The following is a 23010-nucleotide window of genomic DNA, read 5'->3' as shown; positions in this document are numbered from 1 at the left end:
TGAAAATCCATACATTTCAGTAATTTAAGCGTTTAATGATATACAGGGCGAGCAACTTTTTGCTCGATTCGAGCAAGATCTTGCTCAACTCAAGCAAGAAGTTGCCCAGAAGCAACAAGTGTACCAAGTAGCATAAATGCGCGAAAATTGATGATTAGGTATAAACCGTCGGCAGCTTAATTGGCTGACTGATTTTACCCGCAAGTAATTGATGAAAGCGCGTCATCTCCAACTCAGAGCATTTCTCCCACTGGAGAGCCTCACCGACCACACCATGATGCTGAAAAGCGTTGAGACGGACAACAAGGTCTTCAGGCAGAGTGTTAATCAGTCTGACCAAATCATTTAGCTGGCTATCAAGATCGCTTTTGCCCGGTATGTGGAGCAAGCGCAGTTCATGCAGTTTCCCGATGCTGGCGAGATAGGTAATCGACGCAATTACTTTATGATTTGAGCGGCCAACTAACCACTGATGGGTCTCTTGCTGCCAGGCTTTCAGGTCTACCATGACACCATCCAGCCATGGTTCAACACGTTGCCAACCCGTTTGAGGCAGATAACCATTGCTATCAATAAAACAGGTTAGATGACTCAGTTCAGGATCAGATTTTACTCGCTCGAACAGTTGAATAATGAAAGGCAGCTGGAGCGTCGCCTCTCCTCCCGATACCGTAATGCCGCTGATGAAGTAACGTTGTTGCTTTATCAACTCAATCAAATCGGTGACGCTGTAACTGAAAATCTTTGGGCTCGACTTATGAGGACACACATCAATACAGTGATCGCAATGAGTACAAAGAGACTCATCCCACACCACTTTGTCATGCGCATCTATCGAGAGCGCCTGAGTCGGACAGCCCGATACACAATCTCCACAATGGTTGCAGTGATTGATCGTATGGGGGTTATGGCAGTTTTTGCAGTTGAAGTTACACCCTTGCAGAAAGATGACCAGGCGATTGCCCGGTCCATCTACGCAGGAAAAATTCAGAATGCGACTGACAAGTGCGCGTTTCTCATCCATACCGTTTCTTACACTCGTTAATAGGTAGGCGTTGTTTCCATGCTCACCACACGCGGCGCTCTATCAAGGATACCTGTGTTTTTAGCGGCTTCCGCGCCGAGGAAGGTGGTGTTTTTTCTCGAGCCATGTTCCGCGAATTTATTAATGTCCGATATCTTAATCATGTAACCAGTGACACGCACCAGATCATTCGATGCAACGTTGGCAGTAAACTCTCGATAGCCAAGACTTAACGCCCCTTTACACAGGTTAAACATCGCCTCTGGGTTAGACTTTACGGTTTCGTCAATCGTCAGAATGTCACTGATACCAGACGTGTAGTATTGGTGCTGTCGCGCAGTGGCCTGAACGTAGCTGACCGGATCCGGTTCGGTACCATATGGGATACGTACCCCTGGCGTTACTTGGTGGTCAAGACTGATACCACCTTGAGCATGCAATAGCGCCTTACCTTCTAAGCCATATTTAACCGGCAAGTTGTCGACAAGTTCAGCTAACTTGGCAGAGATCTCAACCGCGAGATCATTGGCCGCCGGAGCATGTCCATACTTAGCCTCTATCCCCTCTTTCTCAAGTAGCGCATTGACCGCTTCGGCCATGCCGTAGATACCAAACATAGGTGCAAAGCGAGCTTCGTCGATTAGCCCTTCGGTGGTTAGGAAGCCTTTAAAGAAGTTGGATTCTTCATGTAGATGGCTGCTACGTGCATCCATCAGTTCTACCATCAGTTGGCTATAGCGCGGTAATACCTGATTGAGGAACTCTTCACGATTAGCTGATCGAGCCGCTACTTCTTTGAGGTTCATTCGCACTAGCGTGTTAGAGCCACCAGCCAATGGTAGTGAGTTGTAGCAGCTCACAATACCAAACTGTTTGTCGCCGTATGAAGCGGCGTGAATTGGGTAGTTAGCGATGTGCGGCTTGCTGCATTCGCAAATGTTGCTGGTTGCCTGTCTTAGTAGATCATCTGGCGTCACTTCAGGCTCATACATAAAGGTCAGGTTAGGCGCGATCTGTTTTAGTTCAGCGTCAACCTGCAAGATAGTGCGACAGATTACGTTATCGCTTGGGCCAATGTTAACGTGCATAAAGGCATCTGGAAGTGTTCTGTCTAGCATTATCCAGAAGCGCTTGAGTTTGGTATAAATCTGTTGTTGGTCCAGATCACCAACATACGGCAGCAGTACATCATCCAGCTGACCAAGATAAACCGGGATATTGGTTACCGACGGAACATGATGGTAGATGATGGTTAGCAAATTAAGTGCGTCATCAAAATCGGTTGCCGGTTCTAGCTCTAGGTACTCTGAACCTTGTTGAAGGAACTTAGCGTAATCGGGCAGCACATAACGAGGCTTAAAAGGTGCATGTCCTTCAAACATGTCACACAACACTCCCTGCTCCATGGCATCTTTTACCTGCTGGGAGATGTCCATATAAGGCAAGCTTGCTTCAGCTTCGAGCGCCAGAAACTGGTTTTTCTGTTTAGGAGACAGAGTCGCATCTGTGACTATGTTGTAGATACGTGTTTGGAACTGATTATGGATATCTGACATGTTAGTTAATCCTTATTGTTTTTAAGGATTTTATCTCAGTTAAGTCAATATCCACTATTGAAATAAGGTTTAGTTGTTTTTTCCATTTTGGAAATTCATGACGTATAAAAAAGCCCCGTCGTCACGGGGCTAATTCGTTGGTCTAGCTCAATTACAGCTTAAAGCGTTGAATCTCTTGCTCAAGCTCATTAGATAGCTCAGACAGTTGAGCCGCTTGAGCTGCTGCGTCGTGTGCTTCATCCGCAAGTTCGTTTGATACATCGCGAATGCCAACCGTATTACGGGTGATTTCCGATGTCACAGACGCCTGCTCTTCTGCTGCAGAAGCAATTTGCGTCGCCATGTCACTAATGCGTTCTACCGCAGTCTGAATTTGTGTCAGGCTAACCGCAGCCGAGTCTGCATCAGTCACACTGGTATCAGCAAGTTGACGGCTATCGCCCATGATGCCTACCGCTTTACCTGTCGTGTTCTGCAGTGTCTCGATCATCTGCTGAATCTCTTTGGTTGAAGCATGAGTACGTTGACTCAATACCCTAACCTCATCAGCAACAACCGCAAAGCCACGACCCTGTTCACCCGCACGCGCCGCTTCAATCGCTGCGTTTAACGCCAACAGGTTAGTCTGTTCAGCGATATCCTGAATGGTAGAAAGAATAGTGCTAATGCTATTGCCGTGCAGTTCAAGCTCCTGAATAACTTCAGTCGCAACACCCACTTCTGTTGCCAGGTTCTGGATTGAGCCCTGAGTTTGCACTACCTGCTCACCACCGTGAATACACGCAGTTACCGCTTCGCTAGAGTTCTGCGCAGTGTGGTCTGCGTTGCCAGCGATTTCCTGAGTCGCCGCAGCCATTTCGTTGATTGCCGTTGCAACCATGTTGATCTCGTCCTGTTGCAGACGAATTCGTGCACTACGCTCTTCAGCTTGTGCCGCAGTTTGCTTAGACTGCTCAGAAAGTGACGCTGAAACCAGGCTTAGCTTAGACACCATTGCGTGCATGTTGCCAACAAAGATGTTGAAGTTTGTCGCCAACTGACCCACTTCGTCATCACTACGAGGTTCAAGACGTTGAGTCAGGTCACCTTCACCTGATGCGATCTCTTCTAGCGCTTTAGATACACGAACAAGGTCACTAAACAGGAAATTAACCAGCCAGGATACAAGTGCAATCACAATAAGGGTGATAACGACAGCCGTAATAATCAGGCTTTGTAGTAGCTCAGTAAGCGCTGCTTCTTCAGTCGCGCGGTCCATCTCAATTGCAAAAATCCATTGGGTATCAGGTACCTTAGTGAAGAAGTAAAGTTTCTCCTGACCATTACGCTCAATCATCTCGATTGAACCAGTGTCCGCTGCATGCTCAATCGCACGAAGATTGAGCTGTTTAGACAAAGTGGTTACAGGTTTTAGAGAAAATGATTTATCTGGGTGTGCCAGGAATGTGCCATCTTGCGCATCGATCAACATAGCGTAAGCGTTTTTACCTGCATCCAGATTGATTACGTCATTGATTAACTGGTCAATCAGTACATCCGCACCAACCACACCGACTAGCTCACCGTTAGCACGAATAGGTTCAGCGATGGTGACAAGTAATGCATTAGTAATCGCATCTTTGTACGCAGTAGTAATGATCTGTTTACCAGCATTGTTTGCGTCAATATACCAAGGGCGTGTGCGCGGATCGTAATCAGCTCGGTTACGCTCTGGGTGAGAACGGTACATGCCACCTTCTGGAGTGCCTAAGAAGATGTCATCAAAGCCACCCGCCTTACGTGCTTGTTGCAAGAAAGGGACAACATCCGCTTCTTTGCTGTAGTCGTTAAACGCAGTCGCGATATCTTTACGGATAGAAATCCAGTCGGAGATACCTTCAGATGCTGCAGTTGCTAAGCTTTCAGCTCGCGCGGTAACACCATTGCGAGTTTGCTCAGACAGTTTGTCGGCAGATAGCCAAGTCAGTGCACTGGCCATAAGCACAACGGCTACCAGGCTCGCACCAATGAGTTTTTGCTTCAATGATAGTTTCATAGTTTCTATACAAGTTGTGGAACAGACAGGCTCGGCAGTTTATAGGCAAAATCCTACGCTTGCACGAAATAAAAGCAGTAAATTGATCGAAGATAACGTATTGTTATAGCGTCAATTTTAGTAAACATATGACGGTAAATTGACAAGGTTAAGTTGGCACGACGTACGGTGCCAGAGCGCATAAGGGAAGCACTTAAACTAGCTAAGTAACTCAGTAAATTGTTCAGCAGAAATGGGTTTGGAAAATAAGTATCCCTGAAACTGATGGCATTTCTCACGACGCAATAATTCTAGTTGTTCCTCATTCTCTACCCCTTCAGCGATAACCGTTTTACTCAGGTTTTGCCCCATCTGAATAATGGTACGAACTATCATATGGTCTGTGACATCCTCAACACAGTCGTCGATAAAAGATTTATCGATTTTAATCACATCGATCGGTAGGCGTTTTAAATAGTTAAGCGAAGAATAAGCTACGCCAAAATCATCAATTGCTATTGTCATACCAAGATCTTGCAACTGCTTACAGGTTTGCGCGACTTGAGAGTGCTTATCCATCATCGCTGTTTCGGTAATTTCGATTTGCAGGCAGTTCGCGGGGACATTGTGCTTGTTCAACAACTCAGTGATATAAGGGAAGATATCGTCGTGCGCAAACTGGACACTTGAAACGTTAATCGAAATAGGAACTCTTGTACCTGCATCGAGCCAGGACTTAGCCTGAATTATCGCTTGTTCAAACACCCAGCGACCAATTGGGATGATTTGTGCGGTCCGTTCCGCGACACTGATAAAATCATTGGGAACCACCAAACCCAAATCGGGATGCTGCCAACGAATCAAAGCTTCAGCACCGATAATTTTCTTGGCCTCTATATCGACTTTTGGCTGGTAAACCAGAAACAGCTGCTTATTGTCGATAGCCCCTTTAAGTTCGATCTCAATTTGGTGAGCGCGAATAGTGTCATCCATCAACTGATCGTCATACCATTGCACACTGTTTGCGTCATTCTGCTTTGCTCGCGAGATGGCTGCATCGACGTTCTTGCCCCACAACTTGAGATTATTCTGGGCATCGCTTAACAGTGCACAACCACCAATGTATCTTAATCTGTGCGAGGTATTGTGGATTTTGCAAACCGTATCGTAATGGGCATCTAATCGGGCAATGGTTTGGTGTACTTCATCAAGATTGCCTTGTGGACATGAGATCAACACCATCAGTTCATCGCCACCTAAACGAAACAGTTTACCTTTGCGACCTATGAGCCTCTTAACGTGACGCGCGAATTGATGCAGCAGTTCATCACCATATCCGTAGCCAAGGTCATCATTGACCTTTTTTAGGTTGTTCAAACCCACTTGAATAACCGCATAATCCATCTCATCGCTGGCTTGAAGATCATTAATCTCTTTAAAGAAGGATTTACGGTTGGGCAAATAAGTCAGGTAGTCGGTTAAGCTCGCACGCTTGTACAACGCCGACTGTTTTTTCGCTTCCTGCTGATAGCGGGTCATCACTGTAGCAAAGATGGTAATAAACAGAACTTCAATCGCATCTTCGGTGAACTCATCAAACTCCTCGGTAGGCAGTTCAATCAGGTAGCTGGCAATGAGCCCTAACCCTACAGCGATGGGCCAAAGTGAACCAGGAAACAGAACAATGTAGCAAAGAGGCAAGACGATAAAGCTCTCTTCAATCGCATCTAGCTCCAAAGGTTCCATAATCGAACCTCCAAATAGCACCAACAGGGACACTAAAGCCGCTGTTATCCTGATACGTCTCTTGGTCGCCAAAAAAGCAGTGAACATAGCAATAGGAAAAGTAAGGTACAGCCAATTCACCGACTTGTGTTCAGAGATAAGCGTGACTGAGATGACGATAACAGAGAGAAAGTAAAAACCTGCTACACCAAACTGAACTGCCCGATTGAAATGCTTAGAACGCACTCAACCCTCCTTACTAAATATGCCTGCAAATAAGCCTAAAACTGACTAATAGGCATGCAGTATGCCCAAACCAGATACAGAACACAATACCATTAAATGGCTATATCACTAATCTAAAGCATAGTTGAAGCTCTTCCTTTGACCTTTATCACCTTCAATAAAAAGATAAAAAAAATGCCAGACTTTCGTCTGGCATTTCTCAAATGTTAGATAATCACTTTAGCTTACGCTTCTGTGTCATCACCTTGTTGTTCTGATGCTTCTGGAGCTTCAGAAGTTGTCGCTTGTTCGCCGTCAGCAATCTCTTCGCCTTCAGCTAGCTCAACTTCTTCAACTTCATCGATACGCTGCAGACCAACAACGTTTTCGTCATCAGCAGTACGGATCAGAGTTACACCCTGAGTGTTACGTCCGACTTGGCTAACTTCTGCAACACGTGTACGAACCAAGGTACCAGCGTCGGTGATCATCATCATCTCGTCGCCTTCTTCAACCTGAACCGCACCAACCACAGGGCCGTTACGCTCAGAAACCTTGATCGAAACTACACCCTGTGTCGCTCGTCCTTTAGTCGGGTACTCTGCTAGTTCTGTACGCTTACCGTAACCATTTTGAGTCACAGTCAGGATGTCGCCTTCGTTAGAAGGAACAATTAGCGATACAACCTGATCATCATCAGCCAGCTTCATACCACGAACACCTGCCGCTGTACGACCCATAGCACGTACTTTGTCTTCGCTGAAGCGAACAACTTTACCTGCTTTAGAGAACAGCATGATGTCGCTTTGACCATCAGTGATATCCACACCGATTAGCGAATCGTCGTCACGTAGGTTAACTGCAATCAGACCGTTTGAACGAACGTTCGCGAATTGGTCTAGTGAAGTCTTCTTAACGGTACCATCACCAGTTGCCATGAAGATAAACTTCTCAGGACTGAACTCAGATACTGGTAGGATCGCAGTAATACGCTCACCTTCTTCTAGAGGAAGAATGTTGATGATTGGCTTACCACGAGCAGTACGGCTCGCTAATGGTAGTTGGTAAACTTTCAGACGGTATGTCTTACCGCGAGTAGAGAAACATAGGATGTTGTCGTGGGTATTCGCCACTAGAAGACGCTCAATGTAGTCTTCTTCCTTCATCTTAGTTGCACTCTTACCTTTACCACCACGACGCTGAGCTTCGTAATCGCTTAGGATTTGGTACTTAACGTAGCCTTCGTGAGAAAGCGTTACTACTACGTCTTCACGAGCGATTAGCTCTTCCATGTCGATATCATGGCTAGCAGCAGTAATTTCTGTACGACGAGCATCACCGAATGCTTCGCGAACAGATTCTAGCTCTTCACGAATCACTTCCATCAAGCGCTCTGTGCTTGCAAGGATGTGCATTAATTCAGCGATTTCATCCAGAAGTGCCTTGTATTCATCAAGGATCTTCTCGTGCTCAAGACCAGTAAGCTTATGTAGACGTAGGTCTAGAATTGCTTGTGCTTGAGTTTCAGTCAGGAAGTACTGACCGTCACGGATACCGTATTGCTCTTCCAGCCAGTCTGGGCGAGCTGCGTCAGTACCGGCACGTTCTAGCATTGCTGCAACGTTACCCAGGTCCCAACCGCGAGCAACCAGGCCAGCTTTTGCTTCTGCTGGTGTCGGTGCGTTACGGATCAGTTCAATGATTTCATCGATGTTAGCTAGCGCAAGAGCCAGGCCTTCAAGGATGTGTGCACGGTCACGCGCTTTACGCAGTTCGTAGATAGTACGACGTGTAACAACTTCACGACGGTGATCAACGAAACACTTCAACATGTCTTTCAGGTTGAATAGTTGTGGCTGACCATTGTTCAGCGCAACCATGTTGATACCGAAAGTTGTTTGCAGCTGAGTTTGAGCGTAAAGGTTGTTTAGAACCACTTCGCCTACTGCGTCACGCTTACATTCAATAACAATACGCATACCGTCTTTATCTGACTCGTCGCGCAGTGCACTGATGCCTTCTACTTTCTTATCTTTAACTAGCTCTGCAATCTTCTCGATCAAGCGAGCTTTGTTCACCTGATACGGAATTTCAGTAACAATGATGGTCTCTTTACCATTCTTGTCTGCTTCGATTTCCGCTTTCGAGCGCATGTAAATTTTACCGCGGCCAGTCTTATAAGCATCTACGATACCTTTACGACCGCTGATTAGCGCTGCTGTTGGGAAATCAGGACCAGGAATGTAGTCCATCAGTTCATCAATAGTGATCTCTTCATTATTGATGTACGCAAGACAGCCATCAATCACTTCACCAAGGTTATGTGGTGGGATGTTGGTTGCCATACCTACCGCGATACCAGAAGCACCGTTTACCAGCAGGTTAGGAATTTTTGTAGGTAGAACAGCTGGAATTTGCTCAGTACCGTCATAGTTCGGTACGTAGTCCACTGTCTCTTTGTCTAGATCAGCCAGAAGTTCATGGGCGATTTTCGCCATGCGAACTTCGGTATAACGCATTGCCGCCGCTGAGTCACCATCGATCGAACCGAAGTTACCTTGACCGTCGACTAGCATGTAACGAAGCGAAAACGGCTGAGCCATACGTACGATAGTATCGTACACAGCGCTATCACCGTGAGGGTGATATTTACCGATTACGTCGCCAACAACACGGGCAGATTTTTTGTATGGTTTATTCCAATCGTTACCTAGTACATTCATCGCGAACAAAACGCGGCGGTGTACAGGCTTTAGGCCATCACGCACATCTGGAAGAGCACGACCAACGATAACTGACATCGCATAGTCTAGGTATGAACCTCGAAGCTCATCTTCAATGTTTACGGGCGTGATCTCTTTCGCTAGATCGCTCATAGAGCCATTATCCCTCTATTTATAGATCGTATGTACAATACGCTTAAGGTGCAAAAATATAACATACATTTCAGTGGTTCGGCATTACTTTCCCTCTCCTTTTATCAGGTTGTGAGGTCGGTTGTGAATCAAACGCCGAGAATTTGCACACTGATCTTATATCTTGCTGATTAGTGGTTAGATTTTGTTCAACAATCGATAAAAGTGATCCCTCTATATGGAGTGTTAACGTTTAAAAGGTATAATGCCCCAATTCAAGGAAGCTGGTTAATATATAGAGTTGTTATGACCCAATCACAAAATGTCGACCCAAGTGAAATTAAAAAGTTTGAGGATATGGCCTCTCGCTGGTGGGATTTGGAAGGTGAATTTAAGCCTCTGCACCAAATCAATCCACTACGTCTGGACTATGTTCTCGATAAGGCTGACGGTCTATTTGGTAAAACAGTACTCGATGTGGGTTGTGGCGGCGGCATTCTGGCTGAAAGCATGGCCAAACAAGGTGCCGTAGTAACTGGTCTGGATATGGGTAAAGAGCCATTAGAAGTCGCACGTCTGCATGCACTTGAAACGGGCACTAAACTGACTTACATCCAAAGCACAATTGAAGACCATGCTGTCGACAATGCAGGAAAGTACGATGTGGTGACCTGTATGGAGATGCTTGAACATGTTCCTGACCCTCAGTCGGTCATTCGTTCTTGTGCGGCTCTGGTTAAACCTGGTGGTCACGTTTTCTTCTCAACTCTCAACCGCAATTTCAAATCTTATCTGTTTGCGATTGTCGGTGCAGAGAAGCTGCTTAAGATTGTTCCTGAGGGCACTCATGACCATGATAAGTTCATTCGCCCTGCCGAGCTTATCAAAATGATCGACCGTACCGATTTGACTGAGATGGCGATCACTGGCCTGCACTACAACCCGCTGACCGATACCTACAAGCTAGGTACCAATGTTGACGTAAATTACATCGTTCATACGCAAAAATTTTAACAATTTTTACCGAACGAAATATCTGGTTATTTTAAAGGCGGTAGCACAAGCTCACCGCCTTTTTTAGTGCTTTTGTAAGCAATTTCTGTCGATCTGATTCCAATTTAATCAATCCATTCATCGCACTCAAAAATAACTAAAGATCAAGGAATTTTTTTTTGTTTATGGTTACTTCTAAACCGATCCTGAAACTGTATTTTTAACTAATCTTACCAGCTCTAACTTCATCGGTTAGTAGACACTTACTGTTTTTTTCAATTTTGTTAGTTATCCACAAGTCATCCAAGATCTGTAACTTGAAAACCGAGGGGGATAGCACTATCTTGTAATCCGCACCTTGGTGCACCCCTATATGTTGTGTTTGTACTACAATATATAGATAGACTTTGATCACAAAGCCGGAACGAATTTTACAAGAATTACACAATAATACGGCTTTTATCAGTTTTGTTAGGGAAATGAAGCAGAATGAACCAACAACTTACCGTTACAAAGCGTAACGGACGCAAAGAAAGTATTGATCTCGAAAAGATCCATCGCGTTATTACCTGGGCTGCCGAAGGCCTGGATAACGTTTCTGTATCTCAAGTAGAACTGCGCGCTCACATTCAGTTCTATGACGGCATCACGACCACTGATATTCATGAGACCATCATCAAATCAGCTGCCGACTTGATTTCAGAAGAGACGCCTGACTACCAATATCTAGCTGCACGCTTAGCCGTATTCCACCTGCGTAAGAAAGCGTACGGTCAGTACGAGCCGCCTGCACTTTACGACCACGTAGCTCGTCTTGTTGATATGGGTAAATACGATCAACACATTCTGGAAGACTACACCAAAGCGGAACTGGATGAGCTAGATGAGTATCTGGATCACAAACGTGATTTGGACTTCTCTTACGCTGCAGTTAAACAGCTTGAAGGTAAGTACTTTGTTCAGAACCGTGTATCAGGCGAGATCTACGAAAGTGCTCAGTTCCTATACATTCTGGTTGCGGCTTGTCTATTCGCTAAGTACCCGAAAGAGACGCGTCTTGATTACATCAAGCGTTTCTACGATGCGACTTCTAAATTCAAGATTTCTCTACCTACACCAATTATGTCTGGTGTACGTACTCCTACTCGTCAGTTCAGCTCATGTGTACTGATCGAGTGTGGCGATAGCTTAGACTCTATCAATGCGACAGCGAGCTCTATCGTTCGTTACGTATCACAACGTGCTGGTATCGGTATCAACGCTGGTCGTATCCGTGCTCTGGGTTCAGAGATCCGCGGCGGCGAAGCGTTCCACACTGGTTGTATCCCGTTCTACAAATATTTCCAGACTGCTGTGAAATGTTGTTCTCAGGGCGGCGTACGTGGTGGTGCAGCAACCGTATTCTACCCTCTATGGCACGGTGAATCTCAGGCTCTTATGGTACTGAAGAACAACCGTGGTGTAGAAGAAAACCGTGTTCGTCATATGGACTACGGTGTACAGCTTAACCGCTTGATGTATCAACGTCTGGTTGAGGGTGGCAACATTACTCTATTCTCACCTTCAGACGTACCTGGGCTTTACGACGCGTTCTTCGAAAACCAAGATGAATTTGAGCGTCTATACGTTAAGTACGAAAATGATCCATCAATTAAGAAAGAGACAGTTAAAGCAATCGAGATGTTCTCTATCTTGATGCAAGAGCGTGCTTCTACTGGTCGTATCTACATTCAGAACGTTGACCACTGTAACACTCACAGTCCGTTTGACTCTGAAGTAGCGCCAGTTCGCCAGTCTAACCTATGTCTGGAAATCGCACTGCCGACTAAACCTCTGACAAACGTTGAAGATGATTCAGGCGAAATCGCTCTATGTACTCTGTCTGCGTTTAACCTAGGTTCAATCAAGTCTCTCGATGACTTCGAAGAGCTGTCTAATCTTGTTGTTCGTGCTCTTGACGCACTACTGGATTACCAAGACTACCCTCTTCCTGCGGCATACAAGTCAACAATGAACCGTCGTACTCTGGGTGTAGGTGTTATCAACTACGCATACTACCTGGCGAAAAACGGCGTTAAGTACTCAGATGGCAGTGCTAACGGTCTGACTCACCGTACATTCGAAGCGATTCAGTACTACTTGCTAAAAGCGTCTGTAGAGCTGGCGAAAGAACAGGGTAAATGTCCACTGTTCGACGAAACAAATTACGCTAAAGGCCTAATGCCAATCGACACTTATAAGAAAGATGTTGATCTAATTTGTGATGAGCCACTGCACTACGACTGGGATGGTCTGCGTCAAGAGATCATGACTCATGGTCTGCGTAACTCAACATTAACTGCGCTAATGCCTTCAGAGACTTCTTCTCAGATCTCTAACGCAACTAACGGTATTGAGCCACCACGCGGCTACGTATCAGTGAAAGCGTCTAAAGATGGTATCCTGAAGCAGGTTGTTCCTGAGTTCACAGAGTACAAAGATAACTATGAACTACTGTGGAACATCGGTTCTAACGACGGTTACCTGCACTTGGTTGGTATTATGCAGAAGTTCGTTGACCAAGCGATCTCAGCGAACACTAACTACGACCCTACTCGCTTCGAAAGCGGTAAGGTACCGATGAAGAAGCTGCTACAGGATCTGCTAACTGCATACAAATTTGGCGTTAAGACGCTGTACTACCACAACACACGTGATGGTGCGAGCGACGACCAGAAAGACGCAGTACAACCACAAGACGACGATTGCGCAGGCGGCGGTTGTAAGATTTAATCCCTAGCCCCAATTAGGTGGTTAAGGCATAACAAATTATTCGCCCCTCTATGTAAGAGGGGCATAAAAGGAATTGAGGCATCATGGCTTACAGTACTTTTAACCGAAACAAAAATGACCAACTAAAAGAACCAATGTTCTTGGGTCAATCTGTAAACGTAGCTCGCTACGACCAGCAAAAGTTTGAGATTTTCGAAAAGCTAATCGAGAAGCAACTGTCTTTCTTCTGGCGTCCAGAAGAAGTTGACGTATCAAGCGACCGTATCGACTACAACAAGTTGCCAGAGCATGAGAAGCACATTTTCATCTCTAACCTGAAGTACCAAACGCTGCTTGACTCTATTCAGGGTCGTAGCCCTAACGTTGCACTACTTCCACTGGTATCACTACCAGAAGTAGAAACATGGATTGAGACCTGGTCTTTCTCAGAGACAATTCACTCACGCTCTTACACTCACATCATTCGTAACATCGTAAATGATCCAGGTTTAGTGTTTGACGATATCGTTGAAAACGAGCATATCCTTAAGCGTGCTGAAGACATTTCTCACTACTACGATGATCTGATTCAGATGACTAACGACTACCATCGCTACGGTGAAGGTACTCACCAGATTAACGGTGAAGAAGTTACCATCAAGCTGCACGATCTAAAGAAAAAGCTGTACGTGTGTCTGATGTCAGTAAACGCACTAGAAGCGATTCGTTTCTACGTAAGTTTTGCTTGTTCATTTGCCTTTGCTGAACGTGAACTGATGGAAGGTAACGCAAAAATCATCAAGCTGATTGCTCGTGATGAAGCGCTTCACCTGACTGGTACTCAGCACATGATCAACCTGCTACGTAACGGTCAGGACGATTTCTCATTCATGCAAATCGCTGAAGAGTGTAAGCAAGAGTGTTTCGACCTGTTTAAAGATGCGGCTGAGCAAGAGAAAGAGTGGGCAGAATACCTGTTTAAAGACGGTTCAATGATCGGTCTGAACAAAGATATTCTTTGCCAGTACGTTGAGTACATCACCAACATTCGTATGCAGGCTGTAGGTCTTGACGCTGCTTACCCAGAAGCAACGTCTAACCCTATCCCTTGGATCAATGCATGGTTGTCTTCAGATAACGTACAGGTTGCACCACAAGAAGCTGAAATTTCATCTTACCTTGTTGGTCAGATCGACAGTGATGTTCGCGCTGACGACTTTAAGGACTTTGAACTGTAATGCCAAATATCAAAATTAACGGTCTAACTGCTATCCAGTCGCACCCATCGAATACTATTTTGGAAACGATGGAGAGTGCCGGATTAGAGCCTGAATACAACTGTCGCGACGGTCACTGTGGTGCTTGTCGCTGTAAGTTAGTTTCCGGTGAAGTTGAGTACGTTGGTTTTGCGATGGCTTACACTCAAGAGCAAGAGATTCTGCCGTGTATCTGTAAAGCGAAGTCGGACATCGAAATTGAAGGTGTTAACTACGTCCTGAAAGAGAAACGCGCGTAACTGCCTGCTCAGAGCAAATCAATAACGGCCGATATCGTCATGATATCGGCCGTTTTATTTTGTCCTTTCTCCCCTGCTCCACTGGCAGGTCAACTGATCCATTAGCGTAATCAACGCATCTTGCATCAGAGGCTCGCTGACAACATGTCCCGACAAAGGAATAATATCCAGTTCAAATGTTCGATTGTGCTGGTATAGCGTCCATCCCTGCTCTATTGGACAAACCATGTCGTAACGACCGTGTAAGATATGGCAAGGTACATCGTTCAATGGTAACGGTTGAGAAAGAATGGGTTGTTCTATAAAGCATTGGTGGACACAGTAATGCAGTTGGATCAGCTTTGAATCATCCATTGCCAGCAGTTCAGGGTCGAAACCGGCTTTGCTCGAAGATGGAGATAAGGTAACCAGTTGACGCTCCCAGCTCTCAAGGGCAATCTTTAATTTGAGCTTGAGTACCGGGTCCTGACCATTGAGATGGCGATAGATACTTTCTAACGGCGCTGCCTGCTCTTCCTGACTCAGCAGCTGCATCAACTGACGCCACTGTAAGGGAAAAAACCTTGCTGCTCCGGAATGATCATAAAACCAGTCAATATCTTGCTTACGTCCGAGGAAAACACCTCGCAACACTAAGCCGGCAACTCGACTGGCATACTGGCGAGCGTAGAGAAGTGCCAACGTTGCTCCCCATGAGCCACCAAACAGAATCCATTTATTAATCTTGAGTTGCTGTCTGATCTGTTCCATATCAGCAACCAAATAAGCGCTAGTGTTGTCTTTAATACAGCCGTAAGGTGTTGATCGTCCACAACCTCGTTGGTCAAACAAAATGATGCGGTACTTGCGTGGATCAAACAACCGCCGATGGGATGGCCGGCAACCTGACCCCGGACCACCATGAAGAAATACCACCGGAATCCCATTGGGGTTACCACACTGCTCAATATAGATTTGATGACGTTGTTCACCAGCAGCGGCTTCCATCTCCAACATCTGACTATGATAAGGCTCAATTGGCGGGTATAACGCCCTTTTTCCTTCTACAAGCATACTAACCCCGACGACTGACCTGTTTTGGCTCAAAACTATAAATTGCCACACCAGAGACCACTAAAGTCGCGACAAAAACAACACTGAATGCTTCTATATTCAATTGCTGATAGAAGGCGAAGCGTAACAGTTCGACACAGTAGCTAAATGGATTGAAGTTACAGATCCAGAATAGCCACAGACTCGCCTCTTTCATTTTCCACAGCGGATAAAGCGCACTGGAGAGAAAGAACATTGGAAAAATGACAAAGTTCATCACTCCGGCAAAATTCTCCAACTGTTTAATCATGTTGGATAGCAGTAATCCTAGTGAGCCGAGGAAAAATGAAATAAGAAAAATTGCCGGGATTGCCGTCAGATAACCAAGTAAAGGAGTATCAACGCCGACTATCTGCACAATCACCAGAAAGATACACACCTGAACAAGAGACAGTACTGCGATGGAAACCAATTTAGACAACAGCAGTAATGGCCTCGGCAACGAACTCATCAACAACAGCTTCATACTGCCCATTTCACGATCGTAGACCATTGAAAGTGAGCTTTGCATGCCATTGAATAAGACAATCATGCAGCATAGACCGGGTGTGATGTATTGCTGGTAGGTAATGTAAGTGCCATAAGGTTCCATAATTGAAACCCCAAGCGCGGCACGAAAACCAGCAGCAAAGACCACCAGCCATAGTAACGGGCGAATCAACGCACTCAGTAAACGGCTTCTCTGTTGTAGGAAACGCAGAAATTCACGTTTAATAACGCCGGTAAAACAGTAACGATATTGATGAAAACTCACAGGATCTCCGCGCTATCGGTAAGCATATGATAAAGCTGATAAACCTGGTCAGCCTTATGTGTACGACACAATTCTGCACAATTACCCTGGGCTTTAACTTCCCCCCGGTTAAGCACAATCAGATTGTCCTCATCACTGACTTCATCCATTAAATGTGTCGTCCAGACAACGCAAATTCCTCTGGCCTGAGCCAGTTTTCTGATATGGCTGATGATTAACTGACGACTTTCGTTATCCAAACCGACCGTTGGCTCATCGAGCAACAGGTATTTGGGTTGATGCATCAAAGCTCTGGCGATTTCGAGTCTTCTTCTGTGTCCGCCATTCAAAGTTCGAACACGGTCGTGTAACCGCTGTGAAAGCTTTAAATCACTCAGGATATCTTCGATATTGGTAAGCGCCTGACTGGCAGACAAACCATGCAGACAGGCGTGATAAAGCAGATTTTGCTTAACGGTAAGATCTAAATCTAAGGTGCTTTGCTGGAACACCACACCAAGCAAAGCGCGAACGGCACGTGGATGCTCACTTAAGTCGAGATCGCCATACGCGATCTCTCCCTGTTTACTGACATACAGCCCGGTCAGCAGTGAAAACAGTGTGCTTTTGCCCGCTCCATTAGGGCCTAGCAGTACATTAAAGCCCGCACTGAGCTTTAACGTCACCTGTTTCAGAACTGGCTGACGACCATAGTCATAGCTGAGATCCGTTACCGCTAAGGTCATAGTACGTCCTTGATAGCTACGCCCCATGGGTAGCGACCAACTTTAACCGACTTAACAACTTTATGCTTATTGGTATCGATAACCGAGACATCACCACTCACGCCATTTGTCGTCAGCAATAAGCTCTGATCTTTGTTGAATCCAAGTTGCCATACTCGACGACCCACCAACAAGTACTCATCAATGGTTAAATCATCGCGTTTGATTACCGCAACGTGGTTTGCCGGGCCCAAAGCAACGTAGGCATATTTACCATCGTCACTGAGTTCAACACCAACAGGTTGAACGCGATCTTTGTGGATTCCATCGATTTCAAAGGTAAATGTCTTGATGATCTCGCGCGTAGCAACGTCAATCACCACCAGCTCACCACCAATTTCCGAACTCACCCAAAGACGTTTACTGTCTTTAGAGAACATCGCCGATCTTGGGCGCTCAGCCACTAAAGTGTTATCAAAGTTCTCGTTGGTTTCCGCGTTAATCCAGTGAACCATATTGGTCGTTTCTGACGTTACGATGACGATTTTTCCATCCGGGCTCACTGCCAGGCCTTCCGGTTCGACACCAACATCGATTTGAGTTTTAACGGTGCGGCTTTCAATATCAATAACCGTCAACAGAGCATCATCCTCATTCGCGGTATAAATCGTTTTGCCGTCTGGATGAAGGGCAATAGTTTCCGGGTCTTCGCCTGAAGGCAATTCGCCAATAATCTGCTCAGTTTTCAGATCGAGGATCTGGATAGTATCCGAATCACTGGCACAGATATAAGCCAGAGTTTGATCGTGATTGAAGATAATTCCACGTGGTCGTTGCCCGACAGGAATCTGCTTAATGACTTCAAGGGAACTCATATCAATAACGGAGATATCATCATCTTTTTCGTTCGTCACGTAAGCTTGCTCATTAGCAACAGACAATGCTGGCGTTATCCCAACTAGCGCGCTGACTAGACAAGTAACAAGGAATGCGGGTTTCATAAAATCTCCTTTTTCGAAACACAGTTTGTTTCCTCGACATCAAAACCTAAGGTGTCGAGATCAGTTCTTGGGTGTAGTACCCCAGCTTGTGGAGAAAGTGAAACCAATCCATGTGGCTGAACCAGTGCCATTGGCATTCTTAACTGGCCATTCCATGGACGATAACTTAACTTTCTCCCTTTATATGCCGCCAGTTCAAATTGGTCTGATTTGATAAAGCTGGCGAGCTGTTGTGAGTCAGCACTTTTCTGCTTATGCACTGCCTGACCAATAGTGCGAACTGCAACGTAAGCGCTAAAGTCCAGTTCATTCATTCTGCGATTAGCTTGCTGATGGAAGCGTTTCTGTAACTGAGCCGCGCCCCATTGCTCGATCACCGAATGCCATGACAGTGCCTCCAGGCCCGCCGAACCAACAACAGGTCGCGGGATGTAAGTATTGAAAGGTAGGTACTCAGCAAAGTCTTTCGATTTATCAGCCACATAAACAACGTCATACTCTTTTAACGTCTGGGTAAACAGTGGCACTTCCTGCTGAGCACTACGGCGAAGATCTGAATTGAACGTCCACTGTTTCTCTTCTATTAACGTGAGGCCAAAACGTTTTGCAGAACGCTTAAACGACTGGCTTAACTCAGCATCTTCATCTCGCTCACCACTGACAACCAGCACTTGAGTCAGACGCTTGTTCAGTAGCCACTGAGCAAGCGCGTCCGAACGCATTGCGTTACTAGGAGCAGTATGAAGTACTGACGATAAACACTGTTTACTTCGCAATAGATCCGATGACTCGTTAACGTTGAACATCAGTACGGGTTTGTTTTCCGCCCACTGATTAGCCTTAAGCAGAGTGTCAGTCGGCAGATCAAGCACGAACAAACTCTTTCCCTGCTGATAGGCATCTTGCAACTTAGTTAACACCTCATCCTGTTGGTCAGATTCCATCAACTGCAACTCGAATTTTTGCTTAAGGAATTTTCCGGTACTGTTTGAATCAGCCAGACCTGCTAACGCCCCTTGATAACCGCTGTCTTGTGCTTGTTCAATCACGTTAGAAAGCGCAGGTGGACGCTTAATATTTTGTTTGATGTAGGTAATGCTAATTTCTAGCGGAGCAAGATTTTTAGCGGATGAAATATTGGAAACAAAAAACAATAACAGCGCACACACAATCAAAGATATTTTATTTATATTTCCCATCCGAACTTCCTTACATTTTTCTTTATCTTTCTTGATAAGCTTCACTTAGCTTATATCAAACTTATTGAGGTTTAAAATCATACAAATGCAACGAAACCAACGAACTTAAACCAATAAAAACAATGATATACAAATTAATCTTCAAAGTTTTACTACCGGACTACCTACTAAAGGATGAGAAAGAACAGCTCCAAAGTGTAATTAGAATCGATCTTGTTGCTCACTAATATTGAAAACAGAACATTAAATATAAATTAGTGGAAGGAGAACCCAGTGAAACTATTGAAACCAGGATTACTATTAGCACCAATATTATTGGCAACATCTTTTAATATATATGCCCACGGAGCCGTGACTCCACAATCAATTGACACTTCAGAGTTACCACAGCTGGGAGAAGAGTGGATTGATGAAAACCCGTACCGAAATGAAACCGGTGAAACTCTGAAAAACATCATCGAAACAGGTGCGTCTGCCTATAACCAAAACTGTGCAAGATGTCATGGTCTTGAAGGTATATCAGGGGGTATCGCACCTGACCTGAGGTTCCTTACACCAGATTTTGATGGCGACGAGTGGTTCGGCTATCGCGTACAGAACGGAGCGGTTCGAAATGGTGCGGTTTATATGCCAAAAATGACAGAACACCTATCTCAAGAAGCTCTTTGGTCTATCAAAACTTGGTTAGAGTCTATCAGTGAAGATATTTAAACTAATCTGCTTGGCGGCATGTGTTGCGATAAACACTGCCGCTTGCTATGCGCGCTCATACGACGACATTATCGACAGCCAATACATATCGATCGCCATTTACCGCGACTACCCTCCTTTCTCCTACCTTGTTGATGATGTAGCCAAAGGTATTGATGTGGAAATCGCTCGGCAAATAGCAAAAGAGATGGGCGTTGAGCTGAAACTGAAATGGATGACAGCCGACGAAAACGTCGAAGATGACCTGAGAAATAACCTTTGGAAAGGTCATTATCTCGAACGTACTGTGGCAGACGTGATGTTGCGAGTCCCTTATGACAAAGAGTATTCGCTTAGCCGAGATGATATTGGTGAGCTGGTGCATGAACAGGTACATATGTTCGCTCCGTACCATACAGAGTCCTGGCAAATCGTCTATGACAGTAAAAAAATCGACTCGGTTTCGACCATGGCGGTGTTTCAGTATCACACTGTCGGAGTAGAAGTAGATTCGATCCCGCAATTCTACCTCTCTTCTGCTTTAGGCGGCCGTATGCGTGACAGTGCCCAGCACTACCCTTCAACCATAGATGCGGTAGGTGCAATGCAATCAGGTCAGGTCGATGCCGCGATGGGGCTACGCAGTCAGATTTCCTATTTACAGGGCCAACTGGACAATCCGCAATACCAGCTTGCAACCAACGCCTTCCCAATGCTCGGTCAGCAGCAATGGGAAATTGGCATGGCGGTAAAAAGTAACTATCGCCAGCTGGGTTACGCTGTTGGGGACATTGTTCACTCAATGATTGAGAAGGGCCAGATGGAATCAATATTTGGTAAATACAATGCAATCTATCAAGCCCCTACTTCCTACTAATCCACCTATGTGCCTACGACTAAGTGATGATGTTGAACCCTACCGCAGGCCAATAGGCATAGCCTTACTGACAAAATACTCTGGAACTACTGAGTGTCACAAGCGGAGAAACCAAGCGAACTGACCCGATTTTAAGCCACAACAACCAAACGAAATTAAACTAGGCGAACCCCTACGTAGCACTTTCGCCTAATTATCTAACAATCCATCGAGGGACAATGATGAATAACGCGAATAAGAGCATGAAGCTATCTTTATCTCTTAGCATTAGCTGCCTGACGCTGGCACTGAGTAGTGCCGCAAATGCTAATGTTACCGACAAAGATATTACCAATGATCAAATGACGACCAAGGATGTCGTTTCATACGGCCTTGGACTGAAAGGGCAACGATACAGCCCACTAACAACCATCAATACCGACACTGTTGACGAAATGCGTCCTGCATGGGCTTTCTCTCTGGGTGGTGAGAAACAGCGCGGCCAAGAGTCTCAGCCACTGATTAAAGATGGCGTTATGTATATCACTGGCTCCTACTCACGTATGTACGCGATCGATGCGCGCACCGGTGAAGAGCTCTGGCAGTATGACGCGCGTCTTCCAGATGGCATCATGCCATGTTGTGACGTCATCAACCGTGGCGCAGCCCTATATGGCGACCTGGTTATCTTTGGTACGCTCGACGCAAAACTGGTCGCGCTAAACAAAGATACTGGTAAAACCGTTTGGAAAAAGAAAGTTGCTGATTACAAAGAAGGCTACTCGATCACCGCAGCCCCTATCGTCGTCAAAGGGAAAGTTATCACCGGTATTTCTGGTGGCGAATTTGGCGTAGTTGGCCGAGTAACGGCATTTGATGCCAAAAATGGCCAGCTTGTGTGGGAACGTCCGACAGTTGAAGGGCACATGGGTTACATCTGGAAAGATGGTAAGAAAACCGAGAATGGCATCTCTGGTGGCAAACCGGGTCAGACCTGGCCGGGAGATCTGTGGAAATCTGGTGGCGCAGCGCCTTGGTTAGGTGGTACCTATGATCCTGAAGTAGATTTACTCTTCTTTGGTACGGGTAACCCAGCGCCATGGAACTCACACTTGAGACCTGGTGACAACTACTTCTCCTCTTCTCGTCTGGCGATCGACCCAGACACAGGCAAAATAGTCTGGCATTTCCAAACCACGCCAAACGATGGTTGGGATTACGATGGTGTAAATGAGCTAATCTCGTTTAACTATCAAGAGAATGGCAAAACGGTTAAAGCCGCTGCGACCGCTGACCGAAATGGTTTCTTCTATGTTCTTAACCGCGAGAATGGCGATTTTATTCGTGGATTCCCATTTGCAGACAAGATCACCTGGGCTTCTGGTCTGGATAAAAATGGTCGACCTATCTTTGTTAAAGACAACCGTCCTGGCAACCCTATCGATTCGAAAGATGGCAAGAAAGGTAAAACCGTTGTCGCTGCACCCTCTTTCCTCGGTGGTAAGAACTGGATGCCAATGGCATATAGCAAAGATACTGAGCTCTTCTACGTCCCTTCTAATGAGTGGGAAATGGATGTATGGAACGAGCCAGTAACCTACAAGAAAGGCGCAGCATACATTGGTGCAGGTTTCACCATTAAAGCGATCAATGATGACTTTATTGGTGTTCTGCGTGCAATCGACCCTAAAACAGGTAAAGAAGTTTGGCGTCATAAAAACTACGCGCCTTTATGGGGTGGCGTGTTAACCACAGCAGGTAACCTTGTCTTCATGGGCAACCCTGAAGGTTACTTAATGGCACTGGACGCGAAAACTGGCGAAGTGAAATATAAGTTCAACACTGGCTCAGGCATTGTAGGCTCACCTGTTACATGGGAAATGGATGGTGAACAATACGTTTCTGTACTTTCCGGCTGGGGCGGCGCAGTTCCACTCTGGGGTGGTGAAGTGGCTAAACGCGTCAAGCACTTCAACCAAGGTGGTATGGTTTGGACATTTAAACTGCCAAAGAGCTAACACTAAGCTACATCAATACAGGGCTGCATTTGCAGCC

General features: G+C 45.6%; 17 protein-coding genes. 7 read left to right on the top strand and 10 right to left on the bottom strand.

Going from position 1 to position 23010, the window contains the following annotated elements; genetic code table 11:
• Positions 1-154: 154 nt before the first annotated feature.
• From RH46_RS18380 to gyrA, 5 genes are all read right to left on the bottom strand, one after another.
• Positions 155-1024 (bottom strand): YjjW family glycine radical enzyme activase, encoded by an 870-nt coding sequence (locus tag RH46_RS18380; protein WP_040896196.1) that lies wholly within the window; start codon positions 1022-1024, stop codon positions 155-157.
• A 17-nt stretch (positions 1025-1041) separates the two neighbouring features.
• Positions 1042-2580, bottom strand: a complete 1539-nt coding sequence (locus RH46_RS18375; RefSeq protein ID WP_006881025.1) for a YjjI family glycine radical enzyme — start codon at positions 2578-2580, stop codon at positions 1042-1044.
• A gap of 151 nt (positions 2581-2731) precedes the next feature.
• A complete protein-coding gene (locus RH46_RS18370) occupies positions 2732-4615 on the bottom strand; it encodes a methyl-accepting chemotaxis protein (RefSeq protein WP_006881024.1) in 1884 nt (627 codons plus the stop codon).
• A gap of 198 nt (positions 4616-4813) precedes the next feature.
• The gene (locus RH46_RS18365; RefSeq protein WP_006881023.1) at positions 4814-6565 is read right to left on the bottom strand and encodes a putative bifunctional diguanylate cyclase/phosphodiesterase; all 1752 of its coding nucleotides are present in this window, start codon (positions 6563-6565) and stop codon (positions 4814-4816) included.
• A 224-nt stretch (positions 6566-6789) separates the two neighbouring features.
• Positions 6790-9420 carry a DNA topoisomerase (ATP-hydrolyzing) subunit A gene (gene gyrA, locus RH46_RS18360; RefSeq protein WP_006881022.1) on the bottom strand — a complete coding sequence of 877 codons (2631 nt, stop codon included), beginning with the start codon at positions 9418-9420 and terminating at the stop codon, positions 6790-6792.
• Between the two features lie 285 nt (positions 9421-9705).
• Between gyrA and ubiG the strand changes: the two genes are divergently transcribed.
• The 4 genes from ubiG (at position 9706) to yfaE (ending at position 14659) form a co-directional block, all read left to right on the top strand.
• Complete coding sequence (gene ubiG / locus RH46_RS18355; RefSeq protein WP_006881021.1) at positions 9706-10413, top strand: bifunctional 2-polyprenyl-6-hydroxyphenol methylase/3-demethylubiquinol 3-O-methyltransferase UbiG; 708 nt, start codon at positions 9706-9708, stop codon at positions 10411-10413.
• Between the two features lie 468 nt (positions 10414-10881).
• Positions 10882-13164 (top strand): class 1a ribonucleoside-diphosphate reductase subunit alpha, encoded by a 2283-nt coding sequence (gene nrdA, locus RH46_RS18350; protein ID WP_006881020.1) that lies wholly within the window; start codon positions 10882-10884, stop codon positions 13162-13164.
• A gap of 83 nt (positions 13165-13247) precedes the next feature.
• Positions 13248-14381: a class Ia ribonucleoside-diphosphate reductase subunit beta gene (gene nrdB, locus RH46_RS18345; protein ID WP_006881019.1), complete on the top strand. Its 1134-nt coding sequence runs from the start codon at positions 13248-13250 to the stop codon at positions 14379-14381.
• The gene (yfaE, locus tag RH46_RS18340; protein WP_006881018.1) at positions 14381-14659 is read left to right on the top strand and encodes a class I ribonucleotide reductase maintenance protein YfaE; all 279 of its coding nucleotides are present in this window, start codon (positions 14381-14383) and stop codon (positions 14657-14659) included. The genes nrdB and yfaE overlap by 1 nt, the downstream gene beginning before the upstream one ends.
• Positions 14660-14713: 54 nt before the next feature.
• Here the strand turns inward: yfaE and pip are convergent, their stop codons facing one another.
• Genes pip through RH46_RS18315 form a run of 5 tightly spaced genes read right to left on the bottom strand, consistent with a single transcriptional unit; the run spans position 14714 to position 19409 of the window.
• Positions 14714-15712, bottom strand: coding sequence for a prolyl aminopeptidase (gene pip / locus RH46_RS18335; protein ID WP_006881017.1), 999 nt, complete (start codon positions 15710-15712; stop codon positions 14714-14716).
• Position 15713: 1 nt separating this feature from the next.
• Entirely contained in the window at positions 15714-16505 is a 792-nt protein-coding gene (locus RH46_RS18330; protein WP_006881016.1) for an ABC transporter permease, read from the bottom strand.
• Entirely contained in the window at positions 16502-17230 is a 729-nt protein-coding gene (locus RH46_RS18325) for an ABC transporter ATP-binding protein (RefSeq protein ID WP_006881015.1), read from the bottom strand. The genes RH46_RS18330 and RH46_RS18325 overlap by 4 nt, the downstream gene beginning before the upstream one ends.
• The gene (locus RH46_RS18320; RefSeq protein WP_006881014.1) at positions 17227-18210 is read right to left on the bottom strand and encodes a PQQ-dependent catabolism-associated beta-propeller protein; all 984 of its coding nucleotides are present in this window, start codon (positions 18208-18210) and stop codon (positions 17227-17229) included. The genes RH46_RS18325 and RH46_RS18320 overlap by 4 nt, the downstream gene beginning before the upstream one ends.
• A complete protein-coding gene (locus RH46_RS18315; RefSeq protein ID WP_006881013.1) occupies positions 18207-19409 on the bottom strand; it encodes an ABC transporter substrate-binding protein in 1203 nt (400 codons plus the stop codon). The genes RH46_RS18320 and RH46_RS18315 overlap by 4 nt, the downstream gene beginning before the upstream one ends.
• 273 nt (positions 19410-19682) lie before the next feature.
• Here RH46_RS18315 and pedF point away from each other — a divergent pair, with 273 nt between their 5' ends.
• The 3 genes from pedF (at position 19683) to RH46_RS18300 (ending at position 22973) form a co-directional block, all read left to right on the top strand.
• Positions 19683-20120 carry a cytochrome c-550 PedF gene (pedF, locus tag RH46_RS18310; protein WP_006881012.1) on the top strand — a complete coding sequence of 146 codons (438 nt, stop codon included), beginning with the start codon at positions 19683-19685 and terminating at the stop codon, positions 20118-20120.
• Complete coding sequence (locus RH46_RS18305) at positions 20107-20976, top strand: substrate-binding periplasmic protein (protein ID WP_006881011.1); 870 nt, start codon at positions 20107-20109, stop codon at positions 20974-20976. Before pedF ends, RH46_RS18305 begins: the two co-directional genes overlap by 14 nt.
• Before the next feature lie 221 nt (positions 20977-21197).
• Positions 21198-22973 (top strand): PQQ-dependent methanol/ethanol family dehydrogenase, encoded by a 1776-nt coding sequence (locus tag RH46_RS18300; RefSeq protein WP_006881010.1) that lies wholly within the window; start codon positions 21198-21200, stop codon positions 22971-22973.
• Positions 22974-23010: the final 37 nt, after the last annotated feature.

Source organism: Vibrio brasiliensis LMG 20546, assembly GCF_000189255.1.
Classification (GTDB): Bacteria; Pseudomonadota; Gammaproteobacteria; order Enterobacterales; family Vibrionaceae; genus Vibrio; species Vibrio brasiliensis.
Note: the sequence above shows the minus strand (reverse complement) of the source record. Positions and strands in the feature narration are given on the sequence as shown.